The sequence below is a fragment of the Novosphingobium malaysiense genome, assembly GCF_000802225.1.
GTDB lineage: Bacteria > Pseudomonadota > Alphaproteobacteria > Sphingomonadales > Sphingomonadaceae > Novosphingobium > Novosphingobium malaysiense.
The window spans coordinates 154,041-178,586 of record NZ_JTDI01000006.1; the positions used below are offsets into that span (position 1 = coordinate 154,041).

General features: G+C 63.0%; 25 protein-coding genes. 11 read left to right on the top strand and 14 right to left on the bottom strand.

Going from position 1 to position 24,546, the window contains the following annotated elements:
* Positions 1-97: 97 nt before the first annotated feature.
* On the top strand, positions 98-1,216 hold the full coding sequence (locus LK12_RS18390) for an acyl-CoA dehydrogenase family protein (protein ID WP_039287329.1): 1,119 nt from the start codon (positions 98-100) through the stop codon (positions 1,214-1,216).
* Positions 1,217-1,300: 84 nt separating this feature from the next.
* Here the strand turns inward: LK12_RS18390 and LK12_RS18395 are convergent, their stop codons facing one another.
* Both LK12_RS18395 and LK12_RS18400 read right to left on the bottom strand, forming a co-directional pair.
* Complete coding sequence (locus LK12_RS18395; RefSeq protein WP_052223599.1) at positions 1,301-2,116, bottom strand: ThuA domain-containing protein; 816 nt, start codon at positions 2,114-2,116, stop codon at positions 1,301-1,303.
* On the bottom strand, positions 2,113-3,552 hold the full coding sequence (locus tag LK12_RS18400) for an aromatic ring-hydroxylating oxygenase subunit alpha (RefSeq protein WP_039287332.1): 1,440 nt from the start codon (positions 3,550-3,552) through the stop codon (positions 2,113-2,115). Before LK12_RS18400 ends, LK12_RS18395 begins: the two co-directional genes overlap by 4 nt.
* Positions 3,553-3,699: 147 nt before the next feature.
* Between LK12_RS18400 and LK12_RS18405 the strand changes: the two genes are divergently transcribed.
* From LK12_RS18405 to LK12_RS18420, 4 genes are all read left to right on the top strand, one after another.
* Positions 3,700-4,482 (top strand): SDR family NAD(P)-dependent oxidoreductase, encoded by a 783-nt coding sequence (locus LK12_RS18405; RefSeq protein ID WP_039287335.1) that lies wholly within the window; start codon positions 3,700-3,702, stop codon positions 4,480-4,482.
* A 4-nt stretch (positions 4,483-4,486) separates the two neighbouring features.
* A complete protein-coding gene (locus tag LK12_RS18410) occupies positions 4,487-5,305 on the top strand; it encodes a glucose 1-dehydrogenase (RefSeq protein ID WP_039287338.1) in 819 nt (272 codons plus the stop codon).
* 110 nt (positions 5,306-5,415) lie between these two features.
* Positions 5,416-6,195: an SDR family oxidoreductase gene (locus tag LK12_RS18415; RefSeq protein WP_039287341.1), complete on the top strand. Its 780-nt coding sequence runs from the start codon at positions 5,416-5,418 to the stop codon at positions 6,193-6,195.
* A gap of 30 nt (positions 6,196-6,225) precedes the next feature.
* Complete coding sequence (locus LK12_RS18420; protein ID WP_039287344.1) at positions 6,226-6,729, top strand: VOC family protein; 504 nt, start codon at positions 6,226-6,228, stop codon at positions 6,727-6,729.
* Positions 6,730-6,845: 116 nt separating this feature from the next.
* Here LK12_RS18420 and LK12_RS18425 read toward each other — a convergent pair whose 3' ends face one another.
* Complete coding sequence (locus tag LK12_RS18425; protein ID WP_039287347.1) at positions 6,846-7,604, bottom strand: SDR family NAD(P)-dependent oxidoreductase; 759 nt, start codon at positions 7,602-7,604, stop codon at positions 6,846-6,848.
* Positions 7,605-7,760: 156 nt separating this feature from the next.
* Here LK12_RS18425 and LK12_RS18430 point away from each other — a divergent pair, with 156 nt between their 5' ends.
* On the top strand, positions 7,761-8,123 hold the full coding sequence (locus tag LK12_RS18430; RefSeq protein ID WP_039287350.1) for a putative quinol monooxygenase: 363 nt from the start codon (positions 7,761-7,763) through the stop codon (positions 8,121-8,123).
* A gap of 19 nt (positions 8,124-8,142) precedes the next feature.
* Here LK12_RS18430 and LK12_RS18435 read toward each other — a convergent pair whose 3' ends face one another.
* The 6 genes from LK12_RS18435 to LK12_RS18460 all read right to left on the bottom strand — a co-directional run bounded on the left by LK12_RS18435 (position 8,143) and on the right by LK12_RS18460 (position 14,793).
* A complete protein-coding gene (locus LK12_RS18435) occupies positions 8,143-8,577 on the bottom strand; it encodes a nuclear transport factor 2 family protein (RefSeq protein WP_039287352.1) in 435 nt (144 codons plus the stop codon).
* Between the two features lie 87 nt (positions 8,578-8,664).
* Entirely contained in the window at positions 8,665-10,014 is a 1,350-nt protein-coding gene (locus LK12_RS18440) for an aromatic ring-hydroxylating oxygenase subunit alpha (RefSeq protein ID WP_039287354.1), read from the bottom strand.
* A 72-nt stretch (positions 10,015-10,086) separates the two neighbouring features.
* Complete coding sequence (locus LK12_RS18445) at positions 10,087-10,641, bottom strand: VOC family protein (protein ID WP_231568416.1); 555 nt, start codon at positions 10,639-10,641, stop codon at positions 10,087-10,089.
* Between the two features lie 5 nt (positions 10,642-10,646).
* A complete protein-coding gene (locus tag LK12_RS18450) occupies positions 10,647-11,984 on the bottom strand; it encodes an aromatic ring-hydroxylating oxygenase subunit alpha (RefSeq protein WP_039287357.1) in 1,338 nt (445 codons plus the stop codon).
* A gap of 14 nt (positions 11,985-11,998) precedes the next feature.
* Positions 11,999-12,553: a nuclear transport factor 2 family protein gene (locus LK12_RS18455; RefSeq protein WP_039287360.1), complete on the bottom strand. Its 555-nt coding sequence runs from the start codon at positions 12,551-12,553 to the stop codon at positions 11,999-12,001.
* Between the two features lie 20 nt (positions 12,554-12,573).
* Complete coding sequence (locus LK12_RS18460) at positions 12,574-14,793, bottom strand: TonB-dependent receptor (RefSeq protein ID WP_039287363.1); 2,220 nt, start codon at positions 14,791-14,793, stop codon at positions 12,574-12,576.
* Between the two features lie 176 nt (positions 14,794-14,969).
* Here LK12_RS18460 and LK12_RS18465 point away from each other — a divergent pair, with 176 nt between their 5' ends.
* The 3 genes from LK12_RS18465 to LK12_RS18475 all read left to right on the top strand — a co-directional run bounded on the left by LK12_RS18465 (position 14,970) and on the right by LK12_RS18475 (position 16,931).
* Positions 14,970-15,647, top strand: coding sequence for a TetR/AcrR family transcriptional regulator (locus LK12_RS18465; protein ID WP_039287366.1), 678 nt, complete (start codon positions 14,970-14,972; stop codon positions 15,645-15,647).
* 149 nt (positions 15,648-15,796) lie between these two features.
* On the top strand, positions 15,797-16,483 hold the full coding sequence (locus LK12_RS18470; protein WP_039287367.1) for an SDR family oxidoreductase: 687 nt from the start codon (positions 15,797-15,799) through the stop codon (positions 16,481-16,483).
* 13 nt (positions 16,484-16,496) lie between these two features.
* The gene (locus tag LK12_RS18475) at positions 16,497-16,931 is read left to right on the top strand and encodes a nuclear transport factor 2 family protein (protein WP_039287370.1); all 435 of its coding nucleotides are present in this window, start codon (positions 16,497-16,499) and stop codon (positions 16,929-16,931) included.
* A gap of 21 nt (positions 16,932-16,952) precedes the next feature.
* Here the strand turns inward: LK12_RS18475 and LK12_RS18480 are convergent, their stop codons facing one another.
* Genes LK12_RS18480 through LK12_RS18490 form a run of 3 tightly spaced genes read right to left on the bottom strand, consistent with a single transcriptional unit; the run spans position 16,953 to position 19,265 of the window.
* A complete protein-coding gene (locus LK12_RS18480) occupies positions 16,953-17,312 on the bottom strand; it encodes an EthD domain-containing protein (RefSeq protein WP_039287373.1) in 360 nt (119 codons plus the stop codon).
* On the bottom strand, positions 17,309-18,100 hold the full coding sequence (locus LK12_RS18485; RefSeq protein WP_039287376.1) for a sugar phosphate isomerase/epimerase family protein: 792 nt from the start codon (positions 18,098-18,100) through the stop codon (positions 17,309-17,311). Before LK12_RS18485 ends, LK12_RS18480 begins: the two co-directional genes overlap by 4 nt.
* A 28-nt stretch (positions 18,101-18,128) precedes the next feature.
* Positions 18,129-19,265 carry an aromatic ring-hydroxylating oxygenase subunit alpha gene (locus tag LK12_RS18490; protein ID WP_052223618.1) on the bottom strand — a complete coding sequence of 379 codons (1,137 nt, stop codon included), beginning with the start codon at positions 19,263-19,265 and terminating at the stop codon, positions 18,129-18,131.
* A gap of 180 nt (positions 19,266-19,445) precedes the next feature.
* On the opposite strand from LK12_RS18490, the gene LK12_RS18495 reads away from it, so the two are divergent.
* Positions 19,446-21,080: an AMP-binding protein gene (locus tag LK12_RS18495; protein ID WP_039287382.1), complete on the top strand. Its 1,635-nt coding sequence runs from the start codon at positions 19,446-19,448 to the stop codon at positions 21,078-21,080.
* A 124-nt stretch (positions 21,081-21,204) separates the two neighbouring features.
* Here the strand turns inward: LK12_RS18495 and LK12_RS18500 are convergent, their stop codons facing one another.
* Both LK12_RS18500 and LK12_RS18505 read right to left on the bottom strand, forming a co-directional pair.
* Complete coding sequence (locus LK12_RS18500) at positions 21,205-22,674, bottom strand: FAD-dependent oxidoreductase (RefSeq protein ID WP_052223600.1); 1,470 nt, start codon at positions 22,672-22,674, stop codon at positions 21,205-21,207.
* A 5-nt stretch (positions 22,675-22,679) separates the two neighbouring features.
* Positions 22,680-23,483 (bottom strand): SDR family NAD(P)-dependent oxidoreductase, encoded by an 804-nt coding sequence (locus LK12_RS18505; protein ID WP_039287385.1) that lies wholly within the window; start codon positions 23,481-23,483, stop codon positions 22,680-22,682.
* 160 nt (positions 23,484-23,643) lie between these two features.
* Here LK12_RS18505 and LK12_RS18510 point away from each other — a divergent pair, with 160 nt between their 5' ends.
* Entirely contained in the window at positions 23,644-24,405 is a 762-nt protein-coding gene (locus LK12_RS18510) for an SDR family NAD(P)-dependent oxidoreductase (RefSeq protein WP_039287387.1), read from the top strand.
* Positions 24,406-24,546: the final 141 nt, after the last annotated feature.

Consider the following 24,546-nt stretch of genomic DNA (forward strand, 5'->3'; position numbering starts at 1 on the left):
TTGCCCCGGTCCGAATCCGGGAATCTGCCCTAGTCTTTTGCGCAGCGGAGCATCGTCCTCGGGGATGATAGAGCGATCCGACAGACGGGAGTGGAACGTGAATTTCGACCTCAACGAAGACGAAGAAATGCTCAAGGCGCTCACCGAGCGCTTCGTCACCGACCATTATGACCACGACAGCCGTCGCGCATTTCTTAACGAAACCAATGGGTTTTCAAGCGACAACTGGGCGTTGCTCGGAGAACTGGGACTGATCGCTGCACCGTTTCCGGAAGAGCTGGGCGGCCTTGGTCTGGACGCCACGGGTATCGCCACTGTTTTCGAGGCATTGGGCCGCGGGCTGGTCGTCGAACCTCTTGCAGAAAATGTCGTCCTTGCAGGCCGGATCTTCGCAAGCAATGCCCCTGAGGGTCTGTTGAGCGACTGGATGGAGCCCGTGCTGACAGGCGAAAAGCGGCTTTCGCTTGCCCATGCCGAAGCCGAGTCCCGCGATGGCCAGGTGTGGGTGGAAACCCGCGCGACGGCCGATGGTGACGACATCGTTCTGGCGGGCACCAAGCCCTACTGCATTGCCAGCGGCGGCGCCGATGCCTTTATCGTCTCGGCCCGCCTGTCCGGTGCACCCCAAGACAAGGATGGTGTCGGCCTGTTTCTGCTTCCGGCCGATACGCCCGGCGTGTCCGCACGCACGTGGCGATTGGCAGATGGCAGCGTCGCCACGGCCCTGACTCTGGACGACGCCCGTATTCCGGCCGGCAACCATCTCGACGGCGGCCTCGAGGCAATCGACGAGGCCGAAGTGCTGGCCGCCTTGGCCCGCAGCACCGAAGCCCTCGGCATCATGGAGCGGCTGTTCGGCGAAACCATCGACTACCTGCGCACCCGCGACCAGTTCGGTGCGCCGCTGGGGTCATTCCAGGCCATCCAGCACCGCATGGTCGCGCAATATGCTGTCATCGAACAGAGCCGCGCGCTGGTCAATCTGGCCTTGGTGAAGTGGGGCTCGGACCAGTTCGAAAACGCGGTCTACGGCGCCCGCGCCTATATCGCCGAACATTCGCTCACGCTCGGCCACGAGATGATCCAGTTCCATGGCGGCATGGGCGTGACCGACGAGCTCGCCATTGGCGGCGGACACAAGCGGCTGCTCGTCCTGTCGCGCTGGCCGGAAGGCCCGCAGGCCGCGCTCGACCGTTACGCCGGCCTGCTCAACTAGCTATCCCTCCACCCTACGAAGAAGGGGCGGCCGGGAATGCCCGGCCGCCCCTTCTTTTTTGCCCTCATGGAGGGAGTATTGGTATCAGGCGTTCTCGCGCGCCTTGATCCAGGAAATGCCCCGGCGCAGCAGGTCGTAGAACACCGGAAGCTCCCAGGCGCAGCGATCCACGGTCGGCCACCAGTCGAGCATCGGCTGCAGGTCGTAGTGCCCCCGGCAGTGCCCCAGCGTATTGTAGAGCACCGCGCCCTTGCCGTGGCGCTTGATGTACATCACGGGATGCGTGCCCGGCGCATCCGCCGCTTCGACGAAGCCGGTGCCTTCCTCGGTGCACTCGGTCTCGAGCAGCACGTGCAGGTCGCCGTGACGCTCCATGTGGTAGAGTTCGTCGGTGGTATCGAACGGCTCGATACCTTTCGTCAGCTCATGGTCGGGATCGGCCACGGTGACAGTATAAGGCGCGATCGGCGGGTGCGACAGGAACTGCGTGCCGAGCAGGTCCATCATCAGCGGGGCCCAGCGCGGCGCGTCCCACAGCCCCTTGTTGGGTCCGTCCTCCAGCATGCGCAGCACGGAGTTGGTGCCATGTAGCGCATACCAGCGCCCGCCGGCCGTCAACCAGTCGCGCAGCACCTCCTGCGCCGCCAGCGAAGGCGTGACGTCGCAGGTATAGGTGATGAGGATATCGGCTTCGCGAATGGCGTCGAGCGTCTCGTAGTTCTCGAACACGCGCGTGCGCACACGTTCGTCCTCGGCCAGAAGCTTGAGCAGTTCCAGCCGCGCGAAGTCCATGTCGTGCCACACACCGCCGCAAACCAGCACGCAGTTGATGCGCGGGGGATGCTCGGGCCGCTTCTTCGGCGGCGAGATTTCGCCGCCGTATGCGCCTTCTCCGCTCATGCCTGGTTGTCCTTCCAGCCACCGAGTTCACCCTCGATGTACTTCATCATGGTGTCCTGGAACTGGCGAATGCGGATTTCCTGGTAGTTGCCGAGGTTGACCTTGCCCGTCTTCGAGACATGAAGACCATCCTGCACGTAGGGCAGGTTGTCCATGTCCTGTTCGAACACGTCGCCCAGACCACCCAGTTCGGGAGCCTCGGTCCATTTCTGGTCGAGCCGCAAAAACTTGCGGGGTGCAGCGCGCGGGATCGGCTCGCCCTTCTTCACGCGCGCAAGGATGCGCACTTCCATCACGCAAGTGTCGGGCGTCGTACCCGGCGACCAGCTGTAGACGATGTTCGGCATGAACCCGCCCCAGGGCCCGAAGTTGGGGAACACGTTGTAGACCAGCGCGTCGAGCACTTCGGCGTCGGTCGCGTCGGAATGATCGTAACCGGTCTGCTCGGAATAGACCTGCCGCATCCGGTTGCCGAGCGCTTCGCGCGCCTTCTGGCCCTCCGGCACCTCGATCTTCATCGGGTCGGCACCGGGATCATAGTTGTCCGAGCTGCGGCCGTTGTACTTGATGAACTCGTCGACGATCCACTGCTCGCCCTGCCCTTCCTCGATGTGCGGGCTCATCACGCCGAAGGGGACGAGGTTGACGTTCACGTTGTCGCCCCAGGTCCAGTAGGCCGCATTGGAATCGCCCGTAAAGGGGAGCAGTTGCGGATGCGTGACGATCGTGTGCCAGGCCTCCATGAAGGCCTCCATGCACACCTTCCAGTTGGCCGGGACTTCCTTGGCGACATGCATCACGGTCGCGCATTCCTCGTGCCGCCAGCGCTTGAAGTGCTCGGGCAGCGGCGCGAGGTATTCCTCCAGGCTCGGCCCGCCGCTTTCCTCGCGGATGAAGACGTAACCGGCCCAGCGGCCGACTTCGGCCTGCGGCAGGTCCATCCCATCCTTCTTCAGGTGCGGAAAATCCCATTCGCAGGGCATCTTGTTGAAGCTGGCGTCCTTGTTCCACGAAAAGGCGTGGAACGGGCAGGTAAACGTGTCCGCGTGGCCGTCCTCCGTGCGCAACTTGCGACCGCGGTGGAGGCAGACATTGTGGAAGGCGCGTATCGAGCCGTCGTCCTGCCGGCTGAGGATAAAGCTGCGCCCGGCGTTTTCGAAGACGACATAGTCACCGGGCTCGGGCAGCTCCTCTTCGCGTGCGGCGAACTGCCACACGTAGGGCCACATGCGCTCACGCTCCAGCTTCGCGAATTCCTCGCTGGTGTAGCGCTCGGCGGGAATGGGGTCGGAGCCGCGGTAGGTGTAGCTCTCCTCGCGCAGAAACTGGGGCGGCGGGACAGAGTCGCTCGCCATCAGCTCGGCCCAGCTCACGCCTTCGGAGCGGTCCTCGCCCAGCTTCATGTCGCCAGTCAGTTCGGGGTCGCGGTCGGCCATTGCTCTGCATTCTCCCAAGAATGGAATTTCCCTGTTTGGGCCCTGTTTGCATGCTGGCAAGGCCTGAGTCACCTTGCCGAAATCATAGGTTGCCGCGCGGGACCGATAGGCCATGTAGAGGGCCAATAGTCTAGATGGGAGATCGCCGTGAGTGGACGGCTTGAAGGCAAAGTAGCGCTTATCACCGGAGGAACCTCGGGAATCGGCGCCGGTACCGTCGAGCGCCTGAGCGCCGAGGGCGCCAAGGTCATCTTCACCGGCTCGAACGAGGCCGCCGCGCAACAGGTCTGCGCCGCGTCCGGGGCCGAATTCGTCAAACACAACGTCACCGATGCTGCCGCATGGGACGGGCTCATCGCCCATATCCTGGAAAAGCATGGACGGCTGGATATCGCTTTTGCCAACGCCGGCACCGAGAACGGCGACGGCTCGATCGAGGACATTTCGATCGAGGGCTGGAACAACGTGATGAGCGTGAACCTTACCGGCGTCATGCTCACCGTGCAGCACGCGATGCGGGCCATGGCCAAGAATCCGGACGGACCGACCGGTTCGATCATCGTCAATTCGTCGATGAACGCGCACCGGGCCATGGGCAATTTCGTGGCCTACTCGGTGTCGAAATCGGCCGTCATCGCCCTCGTCAAGTCTTCGGCGGTTCACGCCGGCAACCAGAAGTACAAGATCCGCATCAACGCGGTCCTGCCGGGCGTGGTGGAAACCTCCATGATCCGCAACCTGATCGAGAAGTCCGAAGACCCCGCCGCCACCCGCGGCGCCTACGAAGGTCTCTCGCCGATGGGCCGCATGGCCACGGTCGAGGAAGTGGCCGGCATAGTCGCCTGGCTCTCGTCCGACGAAGCAGCCTTCTGCTCTGGCGGAGAATTTACCATGGACGGTGCCAGCACCGCCGGCATGAACGGAGTCTGAGACCATGACCGATCTGGGTTCAAAGCGTCTGGAAGGCCGAGTCGCCCTCGTCTCCGGCGGGCTGCGCGGCATCGGGCTAGCCTGTGTCGAGCGGTTCCTGGCAGAGGGCGCAGAAGTCGTCCTGACCGACCTGGAAGCCGCCGACAGCGAACTGGCGACGTCAACAATGGCTCGCCTCGGACAGGCTGCCAGCTATGTTCGCGCCAATGTCACCAGCGAGGATGACTGGGCCGGCGTGCTCAAGGCCGTCGAGGAAAAGCACGGCAAGCTGCACGTCCTCGTCAACAATGCGGGCATCGACCTCACCGGTCCCGTCGCCGAAACCTCGATGGAGGGCTGGCGCCGGATCATGAGCATCAATGTCGACGGCGTGTTCCTCGGCGTTCGCACGTTCGTGCCGCTGATGGAAAAGAGCGGCGCAGACGTGAAGGGCGGCGCCTCGATCATCAACGTCAGCTCGATCATGGGCCTCGTCGGCATGAGCGAAGTCTCCGGCTATAACGCCAGCAAGGGGGCCGTTCGCCTCTTCACCAAGTCGATCGCGCTCGAATTCGCGGAAAAGAAGATGCCGATCCGGGCCAATTCGCTGCACCCCGGTTTCGTCGTCACCCCGCTGCTCAAGGAAGGCTTCCAGCGCTGGGTGGACAGCGGCGTCGCTGAAAAGGCGCAGGATCTGGTGGACATGGTCGCCGGCAAGACACCGATGGGCCGTCTTGCGGAGCCTTCCGAACTCGCCAGCGCCGTGTTCTTTCTGGCCAGCAGCGACAGCTCCTACATGACCGGTGCCGAACTGGTCATCGATGGCGGCTGGACCGCACAATAGGCTTTCTGGCTCGGCGGGCTTCGACAAGCTCAGCCTGAGCAGAGATAACGGAATTGCTCTCAATCTGTCGAAGCCCCGGCGGCATGAGAAAGCACGGAGAGTACAGAACAATGACCATTGCCCTGCCTGAAGTCGTAGCCGTCGTCACCGGAGCAGCCGGAGGCATCGGCCGGGAAATCGTGAAATCCATGAAGGCCGCCGGCGCCACCGTTGTCGCCACCGATCTCAAGGACAGCGCCGAGATCGAAGGCGCCGACCATTACCTCAAGCACGACGTCACGAGCGAAGCGGACTGGCGTGCAGTGGAGGCCCTCGTACGAGAGAAGTACGGCCGCCTCGATGCGCTGGTGAACAACGCCGGCTTCTCGATCGTCACCAAGTTCGAGGACACGCCGCTTTCCGAATTCCACAAGGTCAACGCGATCAACGTCGATTCGGCGATCATCGGCTCACAGATCATGCTCGACCTGCTCAAGGAAGGCGGCAAGGTGCGCAAGACCGGTGCCTCCATCATCAACTTCTCGAGCGTGGGCGGCATCAACGGCGCAGCCTTCAACGCGGCCTATTGCGTCAGCAAGGCGGCGATCCGGATGCTGTCCAAATGCCTCGGCGCCGAATTTGCCGCGCTCGGCTACAACATCCGCGTCAATTCGGTGCATCCCGGCGGGATCGAAACGCCGATGCTCCAGTCGATCATGCAGCGCTATGTCGATCTGGGGGCCTCCCCTTCGGTCGAAGCCTCGGTTCAGGCCATGAACACCACCCACCCCATCGGCCGCCTCGGCAAGCCGGAGGAAATGGCGGGCGGCGTGGTCTTCCTCGCCAGCGAGGCCTCCAGCTTCATGACCTGCGACGAACTGGTGATGGACGGAGGGTTTACCCAGGTCTGAGGTAGGCCCGTCCCTGTTGAGGAGAACGCCATGTCACGAAAACTGCCCGGCGTGCTCGGCGTCCACCACATCGGCGTTTCGGTACCCGATCTGGTCAAGGCGCGTGAATTCTATCTCGATATCCTCGGCGCCGTGGAGGAGGTCCAGCCGCTGGAATGGGCGGACAATCCCTTCATCGACAAGGTGGTCGGGCTGGCGGGCAGCGCTGCCCGCCAGTTCTTCTGCCGGCTCGGCAATCTGCAGATCGAGGTCTTCGAATACAGCGCTCCGCCACAGCAACCGCTCGATGCCGGGCGCGGCGTGAACGAATACGGCTACACCCACATTGCACTGCAAGTGGACGACGTAGCGGCCGTGCACGCGCGCATCGTCGCCGCGGGCCTGCCCGTCCACACCCCGCCGGAACTGTCGACCATCACCACCGATGCCGATGGCACGAAGCGGGGCTATTCGGGCACGTATTGCCGCGACTTCTTCGGCAACGTGTTCGAGATTCTGGAAATCCACCAGACGGACGAGATCCAGCCGATCTGAGGTAACGAGCGAATAGGTCGTCGCCGTCGCGCCAGCGCAGGCTGGGGCCGCTAACCGATGTGCCCGAACGCCTGCGATCCCAGCCTGCGCTGGGATGACGATTACAACGGCTAAACTTACAGCGACGATCCGCCATCCAGCACGAACTCGGCGCCCGTCGCGAAAGCGCTCTCGTCACTCGCGAGGTAGAGGCACAGCGCCGCCACTTCCTCCGGCTTGCCGATGCGCCCGACGGGATGAAGCGCCAGCCACTCCGCATAGAGCGCATTCGGGTCCTCGGCCTGGGCCAGCACCTTGTCGAGGATCGGGGTGTGGATGACGCCGGGGTGCACCGAGTTGCAGCGAATGCCGGTCCCGGCCTTGGCATAGTGCAGCGCCACGGACTTGGTCATGTGCGTAACGCCCGCCTTGGCGGCATTGTAGGCCACGAGATAGTGTTCGGCGCGGATGCTCGCCATCGAAGCGATATTGACGACCGAGCCGCCAGTCTTGCGCATCAGTGGCACCGCGTGCTTGCAGCCGAGGAACGGGCCAAGCAGGTCGACATCCAGCTCGTGGCGAAAGGCGTCGAGCGTCACCTCCTCGACCGATCCGTACGTCGTGATCCCGGCGCAATTAACGAGGACGTCCAGCCGGCCATGCCGCGCTTCGATCTCTTCGAAGGCGGCAATCCACTGATCTTCCCTGGTGACGTCAAGCACGACGAAAGATGCCCCTGCCCCCATTTCCGCGGCCAGAGCCTTGCCGTTGTCGGCATCGATGTCGGCCAGAACCACGGCCGCGCCTTCTGCGGCAAAACGCCGCGCAATGGCATCTCCAAGCCCCGAGGCAGCACCTGTAACGAGCGCCACCTTGCCTTCGATCCGTCCCGTCATTTCTGTCCTCTCCGTGCTTGTCTGCGCCAATTTTGCTGCGGCCACGAATGAACCCTTTCCCGGCTCGCGTGCACACCTGTGCAAAGTGCCAGCGGCGCTCGCCCCGCACCGTTCCTAGCCTCCCGGCCCGAAACGCAATCGCGAGAGGATACCTACATGCGCATCGTTGTAGCCGGCTGGCTGACTTATGCAGGCGACGAGACCACCTGCCGTGAAATCATCACCGGCGGCGCCGAGCACATCGCATCGGGTCGCGCCGAGGATGGCTGCGTTGCCTACAACTGGGCCATCGATCCGCTCGAGCCGGGCAAGATTCAGGTCTACGAGGAATGGGAAAGCGAGGAAGCCCTGCTCAATCACTTTCGCGGCGCCCCCTATGCGGCGATGCGTAGCCATCTTGAAAACTGGGAACTGACCGGGTTCGGCGTGCAGTTGTATTCGGTGAGCGGCGTGGAGCCGGTCTACGGCAACGACGGCTGGCCGCGCCGCGAAATATTCGGGGTGACGCTCGGCGATTGAGCCTCACCCCGGCGACAGCTTACTCCGCAGGCGGGATCAGGAAGTCCATCGTGTAGCGCGTGGCCTTCCACCCCGCCTCGGTGCGGATCACGTCGAAGTAGTAGCGGCCGTTCACGACGATATTGCCGCCCGCCTTGTAGTTGCCCATTCCGATCACATAGGCGCGAATGGACGCCTTGGAGCCCACCGAGCCGCCTTCGTAGGAGGTGATCGCGAAGTTCGTCAGGTAGTGGGCATGGGCGGACATCGCATCGAAGGTGTCCTCGAAGAACTTGCGGATCTCGGCATGGCCGTTGAGGCTCGGGAAGTTGATGCCCGACAGGTCGAACACCGCGTCTTCTACGAAGACATCGCAGATGCCGTCGACATCGTGCAGGCTGTCCACCGCGTGTGCATAGGCGATCAGCAGGTCCTGAATGGCAAGGCGGTCCTCGACGGGGCAGGCAACGGTCATTTCGGGTATTCCTCTCGGGCTAGGTCGTTCTTGAAGATCGGGCCGGTCGCCCCAACGGCGACCGGCCCTAGGGAGGAGCTCAGTAAATCAGCGGCGCCCTTCGAGGTAGTCGTTGATCACCTCGTGAAAGCGGCTGATACGGGTTTCCTGTTCGGCCAGATACGCCTGCTCGAAGCCCATCGAGCGCAAGCCCTGCTGCTGGGTGACGGCAAGCGACAGATCCTGCGCCAGGAAGTCGCCCTGCGCGATCTGCTGTCCTTCGGCGCCGAACAGCTCGGTCTGGTGCTCCGCCTCTTCGAAGGGGCGCATGCCATAGATCGTCGGGACTTCCGTCATGCCCTCGACCTCGGGAACCATGTACCAGTAGTCGAAGGTGGACCAGTTCGGATCGTCGGCATCCGGTTCGGTGCGGAACATGTGCAGCCCTTCGGGCGTGCCGGTCAGCGTCAGGTTCGGGAAGCCGGTGTGATGGAACTGGTCGGTCAATTCGTCGTCGGAGAGCTGCGCCATGTAGTGATAACCGCGCTCCGGCCCGAGCTTGCGGCGAGCCTGCTGCAGGGCCAGGCGCGCTTCCTGTGCACGCCCCTCGAACTCGGCCGGATCGAGATCCCATTCCTTGAGCACATCGGCCCAGAGCGGCATGACATTGACCGAGGTCTCATAGCGGCTGGACGGCTGCAGCTTCTCGATCATGCGGTTGTGGCCATTGGGGTACATCTCGAAGATCGTCGTCGAATAGTGATCGTCGATCATCGGCTGGAACTGCGGATGCACCGCCGGGATGTGATAGCTCTCGTTGAAGTTGTCGCTGGCGAACTTCCAGTTGGTGTTCACCCGCAGCGTCAGCCAGACGACGCGCTTCCAGTTCCTGAGGTCACGGTTCGCAAGCAGCGTGGGGATGGGATCGAGGTATTCCATGAGCGGCAGGGCATTGGGATCGAAGCTGAAGAACACGAAGCCGCCCCACGTCTCGCAGGGCACTTCCTTCATGCGCAGCTTGCCGCAGGGATTGCCCTGGGGGAAATCCTCCGGGTCCTGCACTTCGTCGAGTTCGCCGTTAATGTTCCACTTCCAGTTGTGGTACGGGCAGGTCAGGTGCTTCGCTACCCCACCCTCTTCCACATTGACGAGGCGGTTGCCGCGGTGACGGCAGACGTTGAAGAAGGCGCGGACCGAGCCGTCCTCCTGACGGATCATGATTACCGATTCATGCTTGAACTGGTGGACGATGAAGTCGCCCGTCTCTTCCAGCTGGCTTTCGCGGCCGCCCACGTGCCACACGCGTTTCCACATGTGCTCCCATTCGCGCTCGGCGAATTCCTTGGAATAATAGCGGTCGCCGGTGATCGCATCGCCGCGTGCCTTGGGAAACTGCGCGTCGGGATGGGTCGGGTACGTATCGGACTTGGTCGGGGTATCCAGGTAACGGGTCGCCATGGCAAAGTTCCTTTTGTCCCGGTCTTCTCCCCGGCGCACCGGGTGGTTGGTTTGTTATGCTTATCGGTCGTTTTATTGCGCCTCGGCCGGGAAGCCGGGGCGGATCGGATCGGTCACCCCGTCCCAGCCTTCGGCTGCGGCGGCGATGCGTTCGAAAAAGTCGGTCTGCAGCGGATTGGCCTCGATCAGTTCGACCATGCAGCCGATCGCCGCACTGGTATCGATGTAACTGAAGCGATAGCCGCCGAAGGTGCCGTCGACCGCGGCCACGAAGCCCTGGTCGACATAGCCGGCATAGGCCGCGTCGTAATCGTCGGTGTAGATCGCCAGGTGGTGAAAGCCCCCTTCCCCTTTGGCAATGGTGTCGCGATAGGCCGAGGGGCCGTCACTGTGCTGCTGCACAAGCTCGATCTGCACCCCGCCCGACTGGGCGATGGCGACCGAGAAATCGAGACCGGACGTTGTCTCGCCGCGATAGCCAAATTCCTCCAGAACCACGTGCGGGACGTGCAGGAAAGGCCCGATCCCGGTGGTCCGGGTCCAGTTCGCGCAGGCCGTCTCGATGTCATCGACCATCATCGCGACCTGCATGAAGTGTTTGCCGGGAACGCCGGGAGCGGGAACCATCTCGCTTACTCCTTGCCAGTCGGTTCGATGCCGGCGACGTAATCGTTGAGCAGTTCGTGGAAGCGCTGGATGCGCTTTTCCTGCCCCGGCAGAATGCAGCCCTTGAAGCCGCGCGAATTGAGGCCCTGCTGCTGGCTGGTGCCGATCGAGAGATCCTGATCCGCCACGAAGCCGAGCGAAACGCCGTCGCCGTAGACCGAGTGGCGCACCACGGCATCGTGCTCGAGCGGCTCGTTGCCGATCGGCGTGACCACTTCCTTCATGCCTTCGACCGGCGGATAGAGACACCAGTGCTGGAAGATGCACTTCTCGGGATCGGTCGGGTGCGGCTCGGTGCGCAGCACCTGAAGCTGTTCGGGGCTCATGGTGAGCGTGAGGTTGGGGAACAGCGTGCAGTGGAAATAGTCCACCAGCTGCTGATCGCTCATGTTCTCGTAGTTGGTGAAGCCGCGCGAGGGACCAAGCCGGCGCTTCGCCTCGATGATCGCTTCGCGCAGGTCGCCGGTATGCCCGTTGTAGTCTGCCGGATCGATATCCCAGGCGCGGGCCACGTCGTCGAGCGGGGCCGGAACCTCTGTCGTGTGATAATCGACGCGGGTCGTCGCCTGGTGCCCCTTCATCCACATCGCGTTGTGGCCCGAAGGATACATCTCGAACAGCGTGTCGGGCAGGCCATCGTTGATGAAGGTCGACAGTTCCGGATGGATCGTCGGCAGGTGGTAGCTCTCGTTGAAGTTGTCGCGGATGATCTTCCAGTTGAAATCCGCATCGCACGACAGCTTGAGCACGCGCACCCAGTTGTCGACGCCGTAACCCTTCAGGCGCTCGGGGAACGGGGCGAGCCATTCGTGCAGGGGGGCGACGTCATCGTCCATGCACCAGAACACGAAGGGACCCCAGGTGTCGCAGCGCAGTTCGGACAAGTGCACCTTTCCGCAGGGGCTGCCGCCCTCGAAGTCGTCGGGGTCCTGTACCTTGGCCAGCGTGCCGTCGAGGTCGAAGGTCCACGAGTGATAGGCGCAGGTGATGCGCGGAACGGCAGCCTGTTCGCCCAGGATCAACCGGTTACCGCGGTGCGGGCAGGCATTGTAGAACGCCTTGATCGAGCCGTCCTCCTGCTTGACCATGATCACGGACTCTTTGCCGAAGTTGTGGCGCACGATGTCGCCCGGTTCCTCGAACTCGGCGATGACCGCACCCAGGTGCCAGACCTTGGGCCACAGGTTCTTGGTCTCGAGATCCATCCACTCTTTCGAGATGTAACGCTCGGCCGTGATCGGATCGCCGCGGACCGGCATGTCGAAATCGGGCGAGTAGCGCGAGGCTTTGCTCTGGACGTTCATGGGGGGCTTCCTTTTCAGATCTTGGCTTGGGGGGAGGAGGTACGGGTCTGGCTGAGATCCGCCCCGCCCCGCGCGCCGCGCGGAGCAGAGGGATTGGCTGCGAAGAAGTCGAGCGAGCCGGGATCGTCCTTGACCCAATCGGTCACCAGCGTGCGGGCGGAAATGCGCCATTCGCCGTCGCGGCAGGCATAGTCGTCGATGTAGCGGCCAGCGATGAACAGGTCGCGCACCCCGCCATCTTCACCTGCAGTACGGTGCCAGGCCTGGAAGTAGCACTCGCCCTGTGCGGTCTCGCCATCCAGCTCGATGCGCACCTGACCGAGCAGATGATGCGTTGCATCCATGTCGGCCAGCAGATCCTGCGCAAAAGTGACGAATTCATCGACACTGCCTTTCATCAACCCGCAGTCGATCGTCGCGTCGGCATGAAAGGCGGTGCGTTGCAGGTCGGCATCGAGCCTGTCGAGCCCGCGCATGTAGCGCTGGACCGCATCCGTAATGTCCCGACGCGCGGCAAGGTCGCGAATCTCCGCTTCGAGATCGAATCCGGTTTCCGTTACCGTTGCCATTGTCGTGCTCTCCCGTTTTCTCAGAAACTGTAGCGGAAGTTCACGCCGTACTCGCGCGGCGAACCCAGCGACGCCAAGGTTCCGATCCCGGCGAGGCTCAGCTTCTGGTTGAAGTATTTTTCGTTGAACAGATTGCGCGCAAAGGCGCCGATTTTCCAGCCGGCATCGTCCGGGCCCCAGTTCATGCTGGCATTCACCAGCTCCACCGGGCCGACGCGCTCGACCGGCAGGTTGGTGTAGCTGGTGTATTTGGAGCTGGTGTAGCTGTACTGGCCCGTCGTGGTCAGGGTTCCGTTGCCCACAGGCTGCTTCCAGTTGAAACCGAAAGCCGCATTCCACTTCGGCGAGTTCATCAGGCTGTTGCCCGCATAGGAAGCGGGTACGAGCCCGCCCGTCGCCGGATCGAGAACCTGCGTGTCGTATTCCTTGTACTTGGCATCGAGGTACGCAAGCGAACCGGTGAAGGTCAGGCCATAGACCGGCACCGCGGTGACTTCGAGTTCGAAGCCCTTGGTGCGCGCGCTGCCGGCATTGGCGATCGAGGCCGAGTTGGCACCCGAAGGATAGGTGATGTTCTGGACCACCTGCATGTCCGAATACCAGTTGTAGAACGCGGCCAGGTTCACGCGCAGGTGACGATCGAGCAGGTCCGCCTTGAAGCCGGCCTCAATGGTATCGAGCTTTTCCGGATTGTAGGGACCGATGTCCTGCGCAATGGCGATACGTCCGGTGAAGCCGCCCGACTTGAAACCGCGCGCATAGTAGCCGTAGAGCATCACGTCCGGGTTGACCTTGTAGTCGAGCCCGACTTTCCAACCCACGTTGTCCCAGGACTTCTTGCCGCTTGCGACGATCAGGCTGCCCGGAATGATCGGATCGTTGAAGGTCGACTGGCCTGAAGCATTGAAGGTGTTGGCCGTGGTCGAGGTCGCCTCGGTCTTTTCGTGGCTGTAGCGAATGCCGGCCTGCAGCCGCAGGTTCTCGGTGATATCCTGATAGAGCTGCGCGAAGCCGGAGAGCGACCAGTTGGTCTGCTTCTGCGTCTGCGGCTGGCCTAGGCCCGGAAGGAAGCCGTCGAGCTTGCCCTGCTGATCGAGGGTATAGTGCTGGCGGAAATAGTACCCGCCCACGATCAGCCGGGTGGTATCCGTCAGATCGACAAGGTCGCGCAGTTCCTGGCTGAACTGGTGATGCTTGATGCGGCGATGAGTCTGCAGCCACACGTTGGTGGTCGCGTCGTCGTCCGAATAGAGGTCGTTGTCATACTCGCGATAGGCGGTGATCGAGGTAAGATCGCCGATGCCGGTCGACAGATTTTGGGTGAATGTCACCGCATAGGAATCGCGGTCGTTGGCGTCCGGCTGATCGTAGCTGAGCCCGCGCTTGAAATCGAACGGGTTGTCGGTCTGGCCAGGCACGTAGAACAGTTCACCCGGCCCGGCCACGATAATGCCGGTCTGCGACCCGTTGCGGCTACGCACGTACTGCCCGATCAGCGTGGCGTCGTAGTCGCCCTGCTCGTACTTCAGGTAACCGCGCAGCGTGGTGATGTTGCGCTCACCGATGCGGCGGTTGTCCGCATAGTTGCGGAAAAAGCCGTCCATCGAATTGTGCAGCATCGAGACTTTGCCCGAGAGGTTATCGGTAATCGGGAAGTTCAGCGCCGCATTGAGTTCGAGGTGGTTGTAGTTGCCGTACACCGCCTCGAATTCGCCGCCCAGTTCGCCGGTTGGCTGCTTGGTCACGACGTTGATGACGCCGCCGGTGGTGTTTGCGCCGAACAGCGTGCCCTGCGGCCCGCGCAGCACTTCGACGCGATCGATGTCGAACAGCGAGAGCAGCGCCGCGGTGTTCACGCCCACGACGACGCCGTCGACGACCACCGACACCGTCGTGCCGACGTAGGGGTCGGCATCGTTCACGCCGACGCCGCGGATGGTGAACACTGCGGAATCGGGCGAATTGGAGAAAGTGTTGATCTGAACATTGGGGATCGAGTTGGACATGTCCGCAATGTTGTTGACCTGGGCCTCCTGCAGCGAATCGCCCGAAACGGCGGTCACCGAAATCGGCACGTCCTGCTGGCTCTGCACCTGCTTCTGGGCCGTCACGACGATCTCCTGCAGGCCGCCCGACGCGCCGCCCTGCGGCGCCGTCTCCTGCGCCAGCGCAGGCGCGGAAACCGCAATGCAGGTCCCGGCAAGCAGGCAGGACAGATATTTCTTGGGTGCAGTTTTCATCGCTCAGGCTCTCCCCTCTCCCGACCGCCCGGATCATGCGGCCCGGACTGGCCTTGTCATGTCGGCATCAAAATAAACCGACTCATCTGCCGGTTTTTATGCTAGCTTGTTCGCGTCGCGCCCACCTGCCAATTTGGCTAGGTGCCCGCCGATAGCGCCGCAGATGAGTGGAAATCATGCAAAGCCAGACGACAGCGATCAGGGACCGCGTGCTCAGCGCCCTGCACCCGGAGCATGAATCGGAGCCGCCAGCCAAATGGCAACAGCGCAAGAGCGCGAGGATGCGCGAGCGGCTGGTCTCAGCCGCGGTCGATTGCCTGGTCGAGGATGGCTACCCCGGCCTGACCACCGCTGCCGTGGCCACGCGGACCGGCGCCTCACGCGGCGCCATGCACCACCATTTCCCCACGCGCATGGAGCTTGTCGCCGCGGTCGTCGATCACGTGGTCTATCACCGCATGCGCACGTTCCTTGCCGATTACTTCGAGGCGGTAGAGCTGCGCACCGACGAGCCCCTTATCGAGCTTGCATGCGAAGCGCATTGGCGCTCGGTGCAAACGCGCGACTACGCCGCCTGGCTCGAACTGACCGTCGCCGCGCGCACCGACGCGGAACTCGCCGCGATCTTCGATCCCGCGGCGCGCCGCTATGACGAAGTCTGGACCAGCGAGATGATCGAGGCCTTCCCGCAGTGGCAGGACCACTGGGACCTGCTCAAGCTGGCCAACGACTTTACCAGCGCCATCCACATGGGGATGTTGCTGCATACCCCGATGTTCGGATCGCCCGACCGGTTGGAGCGTCTCCAGCGTTTTGCCGCTCACACCATGCAGCAACTCTACGAAAACCGCTGAGCAGGCCCCTTCGGGGTTTCTCTCACAAGTGACAGGTAGCCCGCCCTGCCGCCATCTTCCAGACTTCCCGTGCAATCAGAAACGAATCTTGCGGCGCCGATACGCGGTGCCGCAAGAATTTCGTCGAGAGGACAGAGGAAAGGAACTCCATGGCCAACGTGGCAATCACCGGCGCCGGTCGCGGCATCGCGTTCGAACTGGCGAAGCAGCATCTGGCAAAGGGCGATCGCGTCTATGCGCTGGTCCGCAACCCTTCCGGCGCCGACGACCTCAACGCCCTTGCGGCCGGCTCAAATGGCAAGCTCACGGTCCACACGATGGACGTCGGCAGCGATGAATCGGTCAAGGCCGGCGCGGCCGCGACCGGCGACGGCCCGATCGACCTCCTCTACAACGTGGCCGGCATCGTCGGCGAAATGGCCCCGCAGCTCGACAAGGTCGACTGGAAGGATTTCGACGATGCGATCGAGATCATGCTCAAGGGGCCGTTGCGGGTGCTGATCGCGTTCCTGCCGCGCATGAGCGAGGGCAGCAAGGTGATGAACTTCTCCAGCCAGCTCGCCGCCTCGACCTGGCCCTATGGCGGGTTCTATCCCTACGTCGCCACCAAGGCCGGGCTCAACCGCATGATGCGCTCCGTTGCCATCGATCTGAAAGACCGCGGCATCGTCGTCGGCTTGATTCATCCCGGCTATGTCCAGACCGACATGGGCGGCCCCGACGCGGAAATCACGCCCGAGGACAGCGCCAGCCAGATCGTCGCTCTCGCCGAAGGCTGGAAGCTCGAGGACAGCGGCGAATTCTTCAAGTGGAACGGCGAAAAGCACGCCTGGTAAGGAGTTTTGCACCATGGCCTTTACTGGACCTGTAGATGACCGCCTCGCGATCCGCGAACTCATGGATACCCACGCCCACGGAGTAATGACGAAGGACCCCGAACTGTGGGGCTCCATCTGGGCCGAAGACGCCTATTGGGAATTGCCGGAATACCCCGACCTCGGTGGGTTCGACGGCAAGGAAACGATCGTCGGTGCCTGGACCGAATCGATGAAGCGCTACGGTCTCGAAAACATGTCGAAGCCGATGATCTACTTCATGCAGCCCGGCGCGATCGAGATCGAAGGCAACCGGGCAAAGACCGTCGCCTACACGATCGAGATCTACGACGATCCCGATACCGGCAAGCGCACGCGCACGACCGGCCGTTATGACGACGAACTGGAAAAGCGGGACGGCAACTGGCTGTTCACGCGCCGCGCCTACCGCTCGATCCTCAACGACTGACCCGGCACCCCGCCGTTCGCATCAGGCGAGCGGCGGCATGTCCGACTGGCTTTGGGTTACGTTGAACGTCCGCATTCGACTGCGATCGAACAGTTTTTCCTCATCCTCGACGATCATTGCCAGCGTTGCCGGTTCGCCAATCGCCGCAAAGCAGGCCTTGCGTGTGGCTTCGTCAGGAAAATCGATCTCCAGTATCACATCGAAGTCCTGGTCCTGGTCGATCCCGTCGGCCGGTTCGAGAAACCGGCGCACGTAGCGCGTGGCGTAACCGGACAGCACCTTCTCGCCGATGAGACGGTGATTGCTCTCGTAATAGGTGCGGAATTCTTCCCGGCTCGTGCCGGCCTTTCGCTTGAGAAGTGAGACAACAGTAACGGTCATGTCAGGCCCTCCAGCCAGCTACGCGTTGCCTCTAGCACCGCCTTGGCCCTCAGCGCGGGATGCGTAAACGCTTCGCGCAGGGTCGCGCTGCGCAGTTCGATCGATAGCGGTATGTTCACGGGCAGCGCCCGGAGCATCGCCGCCAGAGGCAGCACGCCCTCTCCGCATTGTTCCCGCAGGTCGATGGCATCGGTTATCACCGCATCGAAGTCGCCCGGATCGGGCCTTTCGCCGCGCGCATCGCAGATCTGCGCATAGGGCAGCAACGCCCGATCGATCGCCGCGATCTGCTCGACGCTCGCCCCCGAGCGGTCGACATGGATCGGATCGATCAGCACCGCGCGCAGGGGATGGGCCACCCGGTCGAGGATGGCGAGCGCCTGCGCCAGGTCTTTCACCTCGGTGAATATCCCGAACTCCAGGGCGACCCGCATCCCCGAACCCTCCGCATGGCGGCACAATGCCGCCAGCTTGTCGGCCGTGGCCCCGTGATCGGGGTCGGAGGAAACGCAAAGGACATTGGCTGCCCCCAGTTCCACTCCGACGTCGATCAACTTGCGATGGTCGTCGAGCGAGGAATCGGGCTTGATCCAGATGACCTCGACATCGAGCACCGGCAGTCCGGTCCGCGCGAGGGCGGCGCGCGTCTCACGGGTCGTCTGCGCCGTCCATTCGGATGGTTCGACCCACAGGCCGACCGCGTCATACCCCGCGGCACCACCCGCCTCCACGACATCGACGGCGCCGAATTCAGGCAGCACGCCCGATGCCAGTGACAGTTTGTGCATGCGTGCCCTCCCCCGGCGTTCCCGGCCCTTACATGGTCGGTTCGGGCGTAGAGGGATCGTCCTCCAGATACCAGTTCAGCCACTCGTGGAAATACTGGTTGCCGCGCTCGTTGCGGCCAAAGACGATTTCGTCGTGGGCTCCCGATTCCAGGCCCTTCTGGATCTCCATGCCGATGACGTAGTCTTCCTGGTAGGTGACGTCGCGAAAGAAGTTCATTGCCGCTTCCACGGCCTCGCGGTCGGCCTCGTCCTTAACCGGTTCACGGCGCAGGTAGTTGAGCACGGTGCGGTTCTTGTCCGGCGTCGGCCCGGGGAACAGCTGGGCTACCTGGGTGATTTCGGGCGCGATGAACACCGATACGTTCGGGAAGAAAATGCGCACGAAGTCGTAGCCCTCGTTCTCGCATTCGCCCCATTTCTCGCGCGGCACGTCCTTGAGCTGTTCGGCGATGGTGTGTTGTGGAAAGCCGATTCGCATGTTGGGGCCGAAACCCTCGTAATGCATGGTGTTGGAGGGCGTGCGCGGAAAGATCGTTTCCGGGTGGAGCGACTTGAAGTGATAGCCCTCGAGATAGCCGTCGAAGGCGATCTTCCAGTTGGCACCCTCGATCGTGCGATTGCCGAGATAGGTCCAGTTGGCGAAGTCGAGCGCCTCGAAGTCCTCCAGGTAGCCCCGGAAGTAGGTATCGAGATTCATCGGCGCATTGGGCGTCAGGCATACGAAGATCATGCCGGCGCGCTCTTCGCACGGCAGTTCGCGAAGTCCCATCTGCGACTTGTCGACGTCGCCGAAAGTATTCGCCTCCGAAATCCCGATGAGCTTGCCGTCCGAGCCGAAAGTCCAGGAATGGTACTTGCAGGTAAAGCGCGTGCAATTGCCCTTGCCTTCGGCCACGGGCGCGCCGCGGTGCGAACATACGTTCAGGAATGCGCGAACCTTGCCCTGCTTGTCCCGGTTGATCAGTACCGGCATGCCGACTGCTTCCATCGCCTTGTAATCGCCGGGATTGGGCAATTCCGCGGTAAAGGCCAGCATCAGCGGGGTACGCTTGAAAACGAGCTCAATCTCGGCGTTGAACTGGTCCTTGTCCGTATAGCTGCTCGACGGCACACGAAGCGGCTTGTCGGTCTGGAAGGTCTTCTTGTTCTCGACATAGTCGAGCATGATTTCTGCAACGTCACCGAGCTGTTTCAAGCGGTCCACGGTATTCTCCCGGATTAGGTTCTGAAACGGAGTCTGGGACAGCAGCCGATGGGCGACAAGCTGAACAAGGTGCTAGTTCGTGCAGCCATCTTGGCACTTTGGACAGTTGGCCTGCGAATCTTTGGAGGGCACTCAGCAGCCATGACGGAGAGGAAGAGCCCACCATGGGCATGGCTTGAAATTCCCCCACCCCACCTGGCCGCCTATGCCGGCAAGGGAGTGTGGGACGAACGCACCATCGCCGAGCAGGCAACCGCGCTTGCCGAAGCCGATCCCGGCTTCGCCGCCCTTGTCGAGGGCGAAACGCAGGTCACGCGCGAGCAGATCGTTGCCGATGCCGAAGCCCTCTCGGCCGCGATGCACGCACGCGGCCTGAGGCCTGGTGATGTCATTGCCTTCCAGGTGCCGAACTGGCGCGAAACCATGGTCATCAACACCGCGGCGGCCATGTCCGGTCTGGTCGTCAACCCGATCGTGCCCATCTACCGCGACCATGAGGTCACCCTGATGCTGGGCGACTGCGGCGCCAAGGCCTTCTTCGTGGCGTCCTCTTTCCGCAAGTACGATTTCGCCGCCATGGCGCAGCGCATCCGCGCGGACCTGCCTGAACTCGACCACGTGTTTACCGTGCGCGGCGAAGGACAGGACGATTATGCGGCTCTCGTCGCGGAAGGCCGCGCGTCGCGCTTCGCCAGACCGAAAGTGGATCCTCTCGGCGTAAAAATGGTGCTCTATACCTCGGGCACCACCGGCCGTCCCAAGGGTGTCCTTCACAGCCACGTCTCGATTGCCCGCATCCTGAAGGAAAGCGGTGCATACTGGGGGGTCCAGCCTGGAGAAGGCACGCTCATGCCGTCGCCGGTCACGCACGTCTCGGGCTATGCCAACGGCCTCGAGGCCCCCTTCATCTGCGGCACTCGCACGGTGCTGATGGAAAGCTGGAACGCCGACGAAGCGCTTGCCCTGATCGACCGGCACCATCTCGTCGGCACGGTCGCGGCCACGCCGTTCCTCGTCGAGCTGGCCGCAGCGGCCCGCAAGGCAGGCAATCCCCTGCCCAGCTTCCGTTTCTTCGCCTGTGGCGGTGCGGCCGTTCCCAACGACCTGATCCCGGCAGCGAATGCCGCTTTTGCCCATTGCCGCGCCTTCCGCGTCTTCGGCGCTTCCGAAGTCCCGCTCGTCACCTTCGGCTGGCCCAACGTGGAAACGCTTGCCGCCACGACCGACGGCGCCATCGTCGACTACGACGTACGGATCGTCGATCACGAGGATAGGGATCTCCCCAACGGGCAGGAGGGCGAAATCCTTGCGCGGGGGCCCGGGATGATGCTCGGATATGCCGACGAGGCGCAAAGCCGCGAGGCAATTACCACCGACGGCTTCTTCCGCACCGGCGACCTCGGCGTGCGTAGCGACGAAGGCGCGATCACCATCACCGGCCGCAAGAAGGACCTGATCATCCGCGGCGGCGAAAACATTTCCGCCAAGGAGATCGAGGACGTGCTGCACGCGCATCCAAACGTGCGCGAAGCCGCGGTCGTCGCCATGCCGCATGCCCGTCTCGGCGAAGGCGTGTGCGCCTATATCCTCTCCGAAGGCGAGCGACCTTCCCCGCAGGATCTGGCCGCCCACGTCGCCGCCAGCGGCCTTGCCAGGCAAAAGATACCTGAGCGTTTCGAGTATCGCGAAGACTTCCCGCGTACAGCTTCGGGCAAGGTCCGCAAGGACCAGTTGCGCGCGGACGTGAAGGCGCTGGTCGAAGCCGCCGAAGCCTGAGGATTTTGCAAGACGTCATCCCAGCGCAGGCCGGGATCGCGGGTTACCTTGCACGACGCCGAAACCGATCCCAGCTTTCGCTGGGACGACGGGGAGCGGCTATCGAGCCTCGGCGCCTTGGTGATTATCCCCAGTTGGCTCCGGCAGCATGCGCCCCGGCGCGGCGACCGAAATAGCTGCCTGGCCCCAGGCTCAGTCCGCTGGCATAGGCCTTGCCGGTGCGCGGGATATGCGCGGCGCTGGCACCCACGACATAGAGGCCCGGAATCGCATTCGACTTGAGATCGAGCGCCCGGCCCACTTCGTCGGTCTTGATGCCTCCGAGCGTGATGAACAGATAGCTCGACTTGTCGAAGCTGATGTCGAACGCGGCGAAGGCCCCCTTGTTAAGCGGCTTGATCCAGTCGGGATGCTTGTGGAAACGCGTGTCGACGCCCTTTTCCGCATCGGCGTTATACTGCGCCATCGTTCGTACGAGAGACCCGGCGGGCAGGTCCAGCCCGGCTTCCATCTCCTCGATCGTTTCCCAACCATCGACCAGCGTGTGATTGCTGAACGGATTTTCCGGATAGGCGAAGATTTCCTCGTCGAGGATCAGGTAGGCCGTCTGCCCCGGCTGTTCCATCACGAAGTTCGCCAGGCGCCCGTGATAGACGTCCTCGGCCACGAAACGCTCGCCGTTGCGGTTGACGATGATGCCCTTGATGAGCTGTGCGGGCGGATAGATCGAGGCCGTGGGGATCACCCCGTCCATCGCGATCGCATGGGCGCCCGCCGACATGCCCAGGCGCACCCCGGCCCCGTCGTTGCTGGGGATCGCCAGCGGCTCGCTGGTCTCGCTGAGCAGCGGCAAGTGCTGGTCGAGCAAAGGCTGGCACAGGTTGTGGCTGCCGCACGCGATGATCACGCCGCGGCGGGCCTTGACGAAGAACGTGCCGGTCGTCTGCTTCACCTTCACGCCGACGACGCGGCCCTCGGCGCTTTTCACCAGTGCGATCACGGCACTGTCGTAGATCGCCGCAATGCCCTCGTCCTCGCACCTCTGGATCAGCGGCTGCATGCCGGCCGCCCCGGCATTCTCGCCGGCGCCTGCCACCTTGTGCCCGCGCGGAGCGGGCCGTGCCGCTTCGCGATAGGGCCAGGCCTTTTCGTTGCCGGTCCACATCAGGCAGGTCGTATCCATCAGGAACACCGCCTTGCCGCCGAAATAGCTGCGCTCGAACGGCACGCCTTGTGCTTCCAGCCAGTCGAAATGCGCCTTGCTGTCCCTGCAGAACGCAAGCGCGGCATTGGGATCGAGCGGGTCGCAACTTGCCATGAGGAACGCGGCCATCTGTTCCGCATCGTCTTCATAGCCGGCGGCTTCCTGCACCGCCGTACCGCCGCCCAGATAGAAGATCCCGGACGACATCGCGCTTGCACCGCCGCCTCCGGAGGCGCGCTCCACGATCAGAACGTCCGCGCCGGCACGGTGCGCTTCCAGCGCAGCGCATGTCCCGGCAACACCCTGTCCGGCGACAACGACATCGACCTCCTGTTGCCAGTCGCCGACTTCGGCTTCGGGAATGATCTGCGGGACGTCAGCAGTGCTCATGGCAATCAGCCCTCCATCGCCGCGGCAACGGCGGCATCGATTTCGCTCTTCATCGGATTGCGGCGCAGCGTCAGGCCGCCGTTCACCTGCAGGTTCTCACCGGTCATGAAGCACTCGTCGCTGGCGAGAAAGACGGCTGCGGCGGCGATATCGTCCGACGTGCCGATCCGGCCGAGCGGGTAGCCGGCAAGAAAGGAATCGAAGAGCCCGGGTACCTGCTTGGCATCGGCCGTCATCGGCGAGTCCGTCAGGCCGGGCGAAATCGAATTGGCGCGGACGCCCTCGGAGCCGAATTCGTGCGCGATGCAGCGGATCACGTGGTCGGTACCGGCCTTTGTCCCCATGTACGCAGCATGATCGTTCAGCATGATCGTAGCCGTAGCCGAACTGATCTGGATGATCGAGCCACCCTGCCCGCCAGCCGAGCGCATCATCTTGCGCAGCATGGCCTGGTAGAAATGGAACGGCCCCACGTACTGCAGCATGGTCATCGCCACGAGGTCTTCGTGGGTGTTGTCGAGGAACGGCTTGAGCAGACCCCAGCCCGTCGCGTTGATGGCTATGTCGATGCCGCCAAGCTTCTCGCAGCCTTCATCGGCAAGGGTGTTCACGCTGGCTTCGTCGGTGATGTCGCATGCGGCCCATTCACAGCCGTGCTGGGCGGCAAAATCCGCAAGGACACTCTCCTTGCGCCCGGAGACAAGGACCTTTGCGCCCTCTTCGAGGAACCGCGTGGCGATGTGCTGCCCCATGTTGTCCGGGCTGCTGGCGCCCAGAATGACCGCGCGTTTACCCTGCAGTCTTGCCATGTCGCTCTCCTTCGTTTTTGTCTGGCCCGGAGGGCTAGCACGACAGCGAAGCCGGCATTCCTGACTAAAAGTGTAGTGGTCCGCTGGGCCTCAAGGGTTGAAAGGAACCACTCGCAAGGAACTTGGAACACGATTCCGGCAAAGGCAGAGGAACTGATCAATGGATCTCGGACTGAAGGGCAAGAAAGCCATCCTGCTTGGCGCCAACGGCGGCATCGGCCGCGTTGTCGCGCACACGCTGGCCAAGGAAGGCTGCGACGTCGCCATCTGCGGGCGCAGCCAGGGCAAGGTCGACAATGTCGTGGCCGAACTGTCCAAGATCGGCGTTAAGAGCTACGGCGAGGCGCTCGACGTTTCCGATGCGGAAACCGTGCCTGCCTTCGTCGAGAAGGCGGCCGGTGAACTCGGCGGCTGCGACATCTTCATCAGCTTTACCTCGGTCAATCCCGGCGAAGACACCGACGCCGCCTGGGAAACCGTGCTGGGCACCGACATCCTGCCCATGCGCCGCGGCATTGCCGCCGCCCGCCCGTTCCTCGCCAAGTCCGAGGACGGATCGGTCGTGTGCATCAGCTCGACCGGCGCCGTGGAAGAATTCATGGGCGTGCAGCCCTACAACGCGCTCAAGGCAGCGGTGATCAACTACGCCGCGGCGCTGTCGCAGGCGCTCGCCGCCGAAGGCATCCGCGCCAACTGCATCACCCCCGGCCCGGTCTGGACCGAGGATGGCCCCTGGCCGCAGATCAAGGAAGGCGCGCCGGAATTCTTCGACCAGATCGTCGGCGCCATCCCCGCCGGCCGCATGACCACCGGCGAGGAACTGGCCAACGCGATCGTCTTCACCGCATCGCCCGCCTGCAAGGCGATGACCGGTGCGAACATCGTGGTCGACGGCGCCTTCACCAAGCGCGTGCAGTTCTGATCGACTGATCGATCCTTTTCCCACCCTCACACAGGGCTTCTGGCGGCGGGTCCCGAAAGGGCCCGCCGCCTTTTTTTGCAGCGCAGGCCCTGCCCGAATCAAAAAAACGGCAGCTCTGTCTGTTAATGTATTCAAACCCGC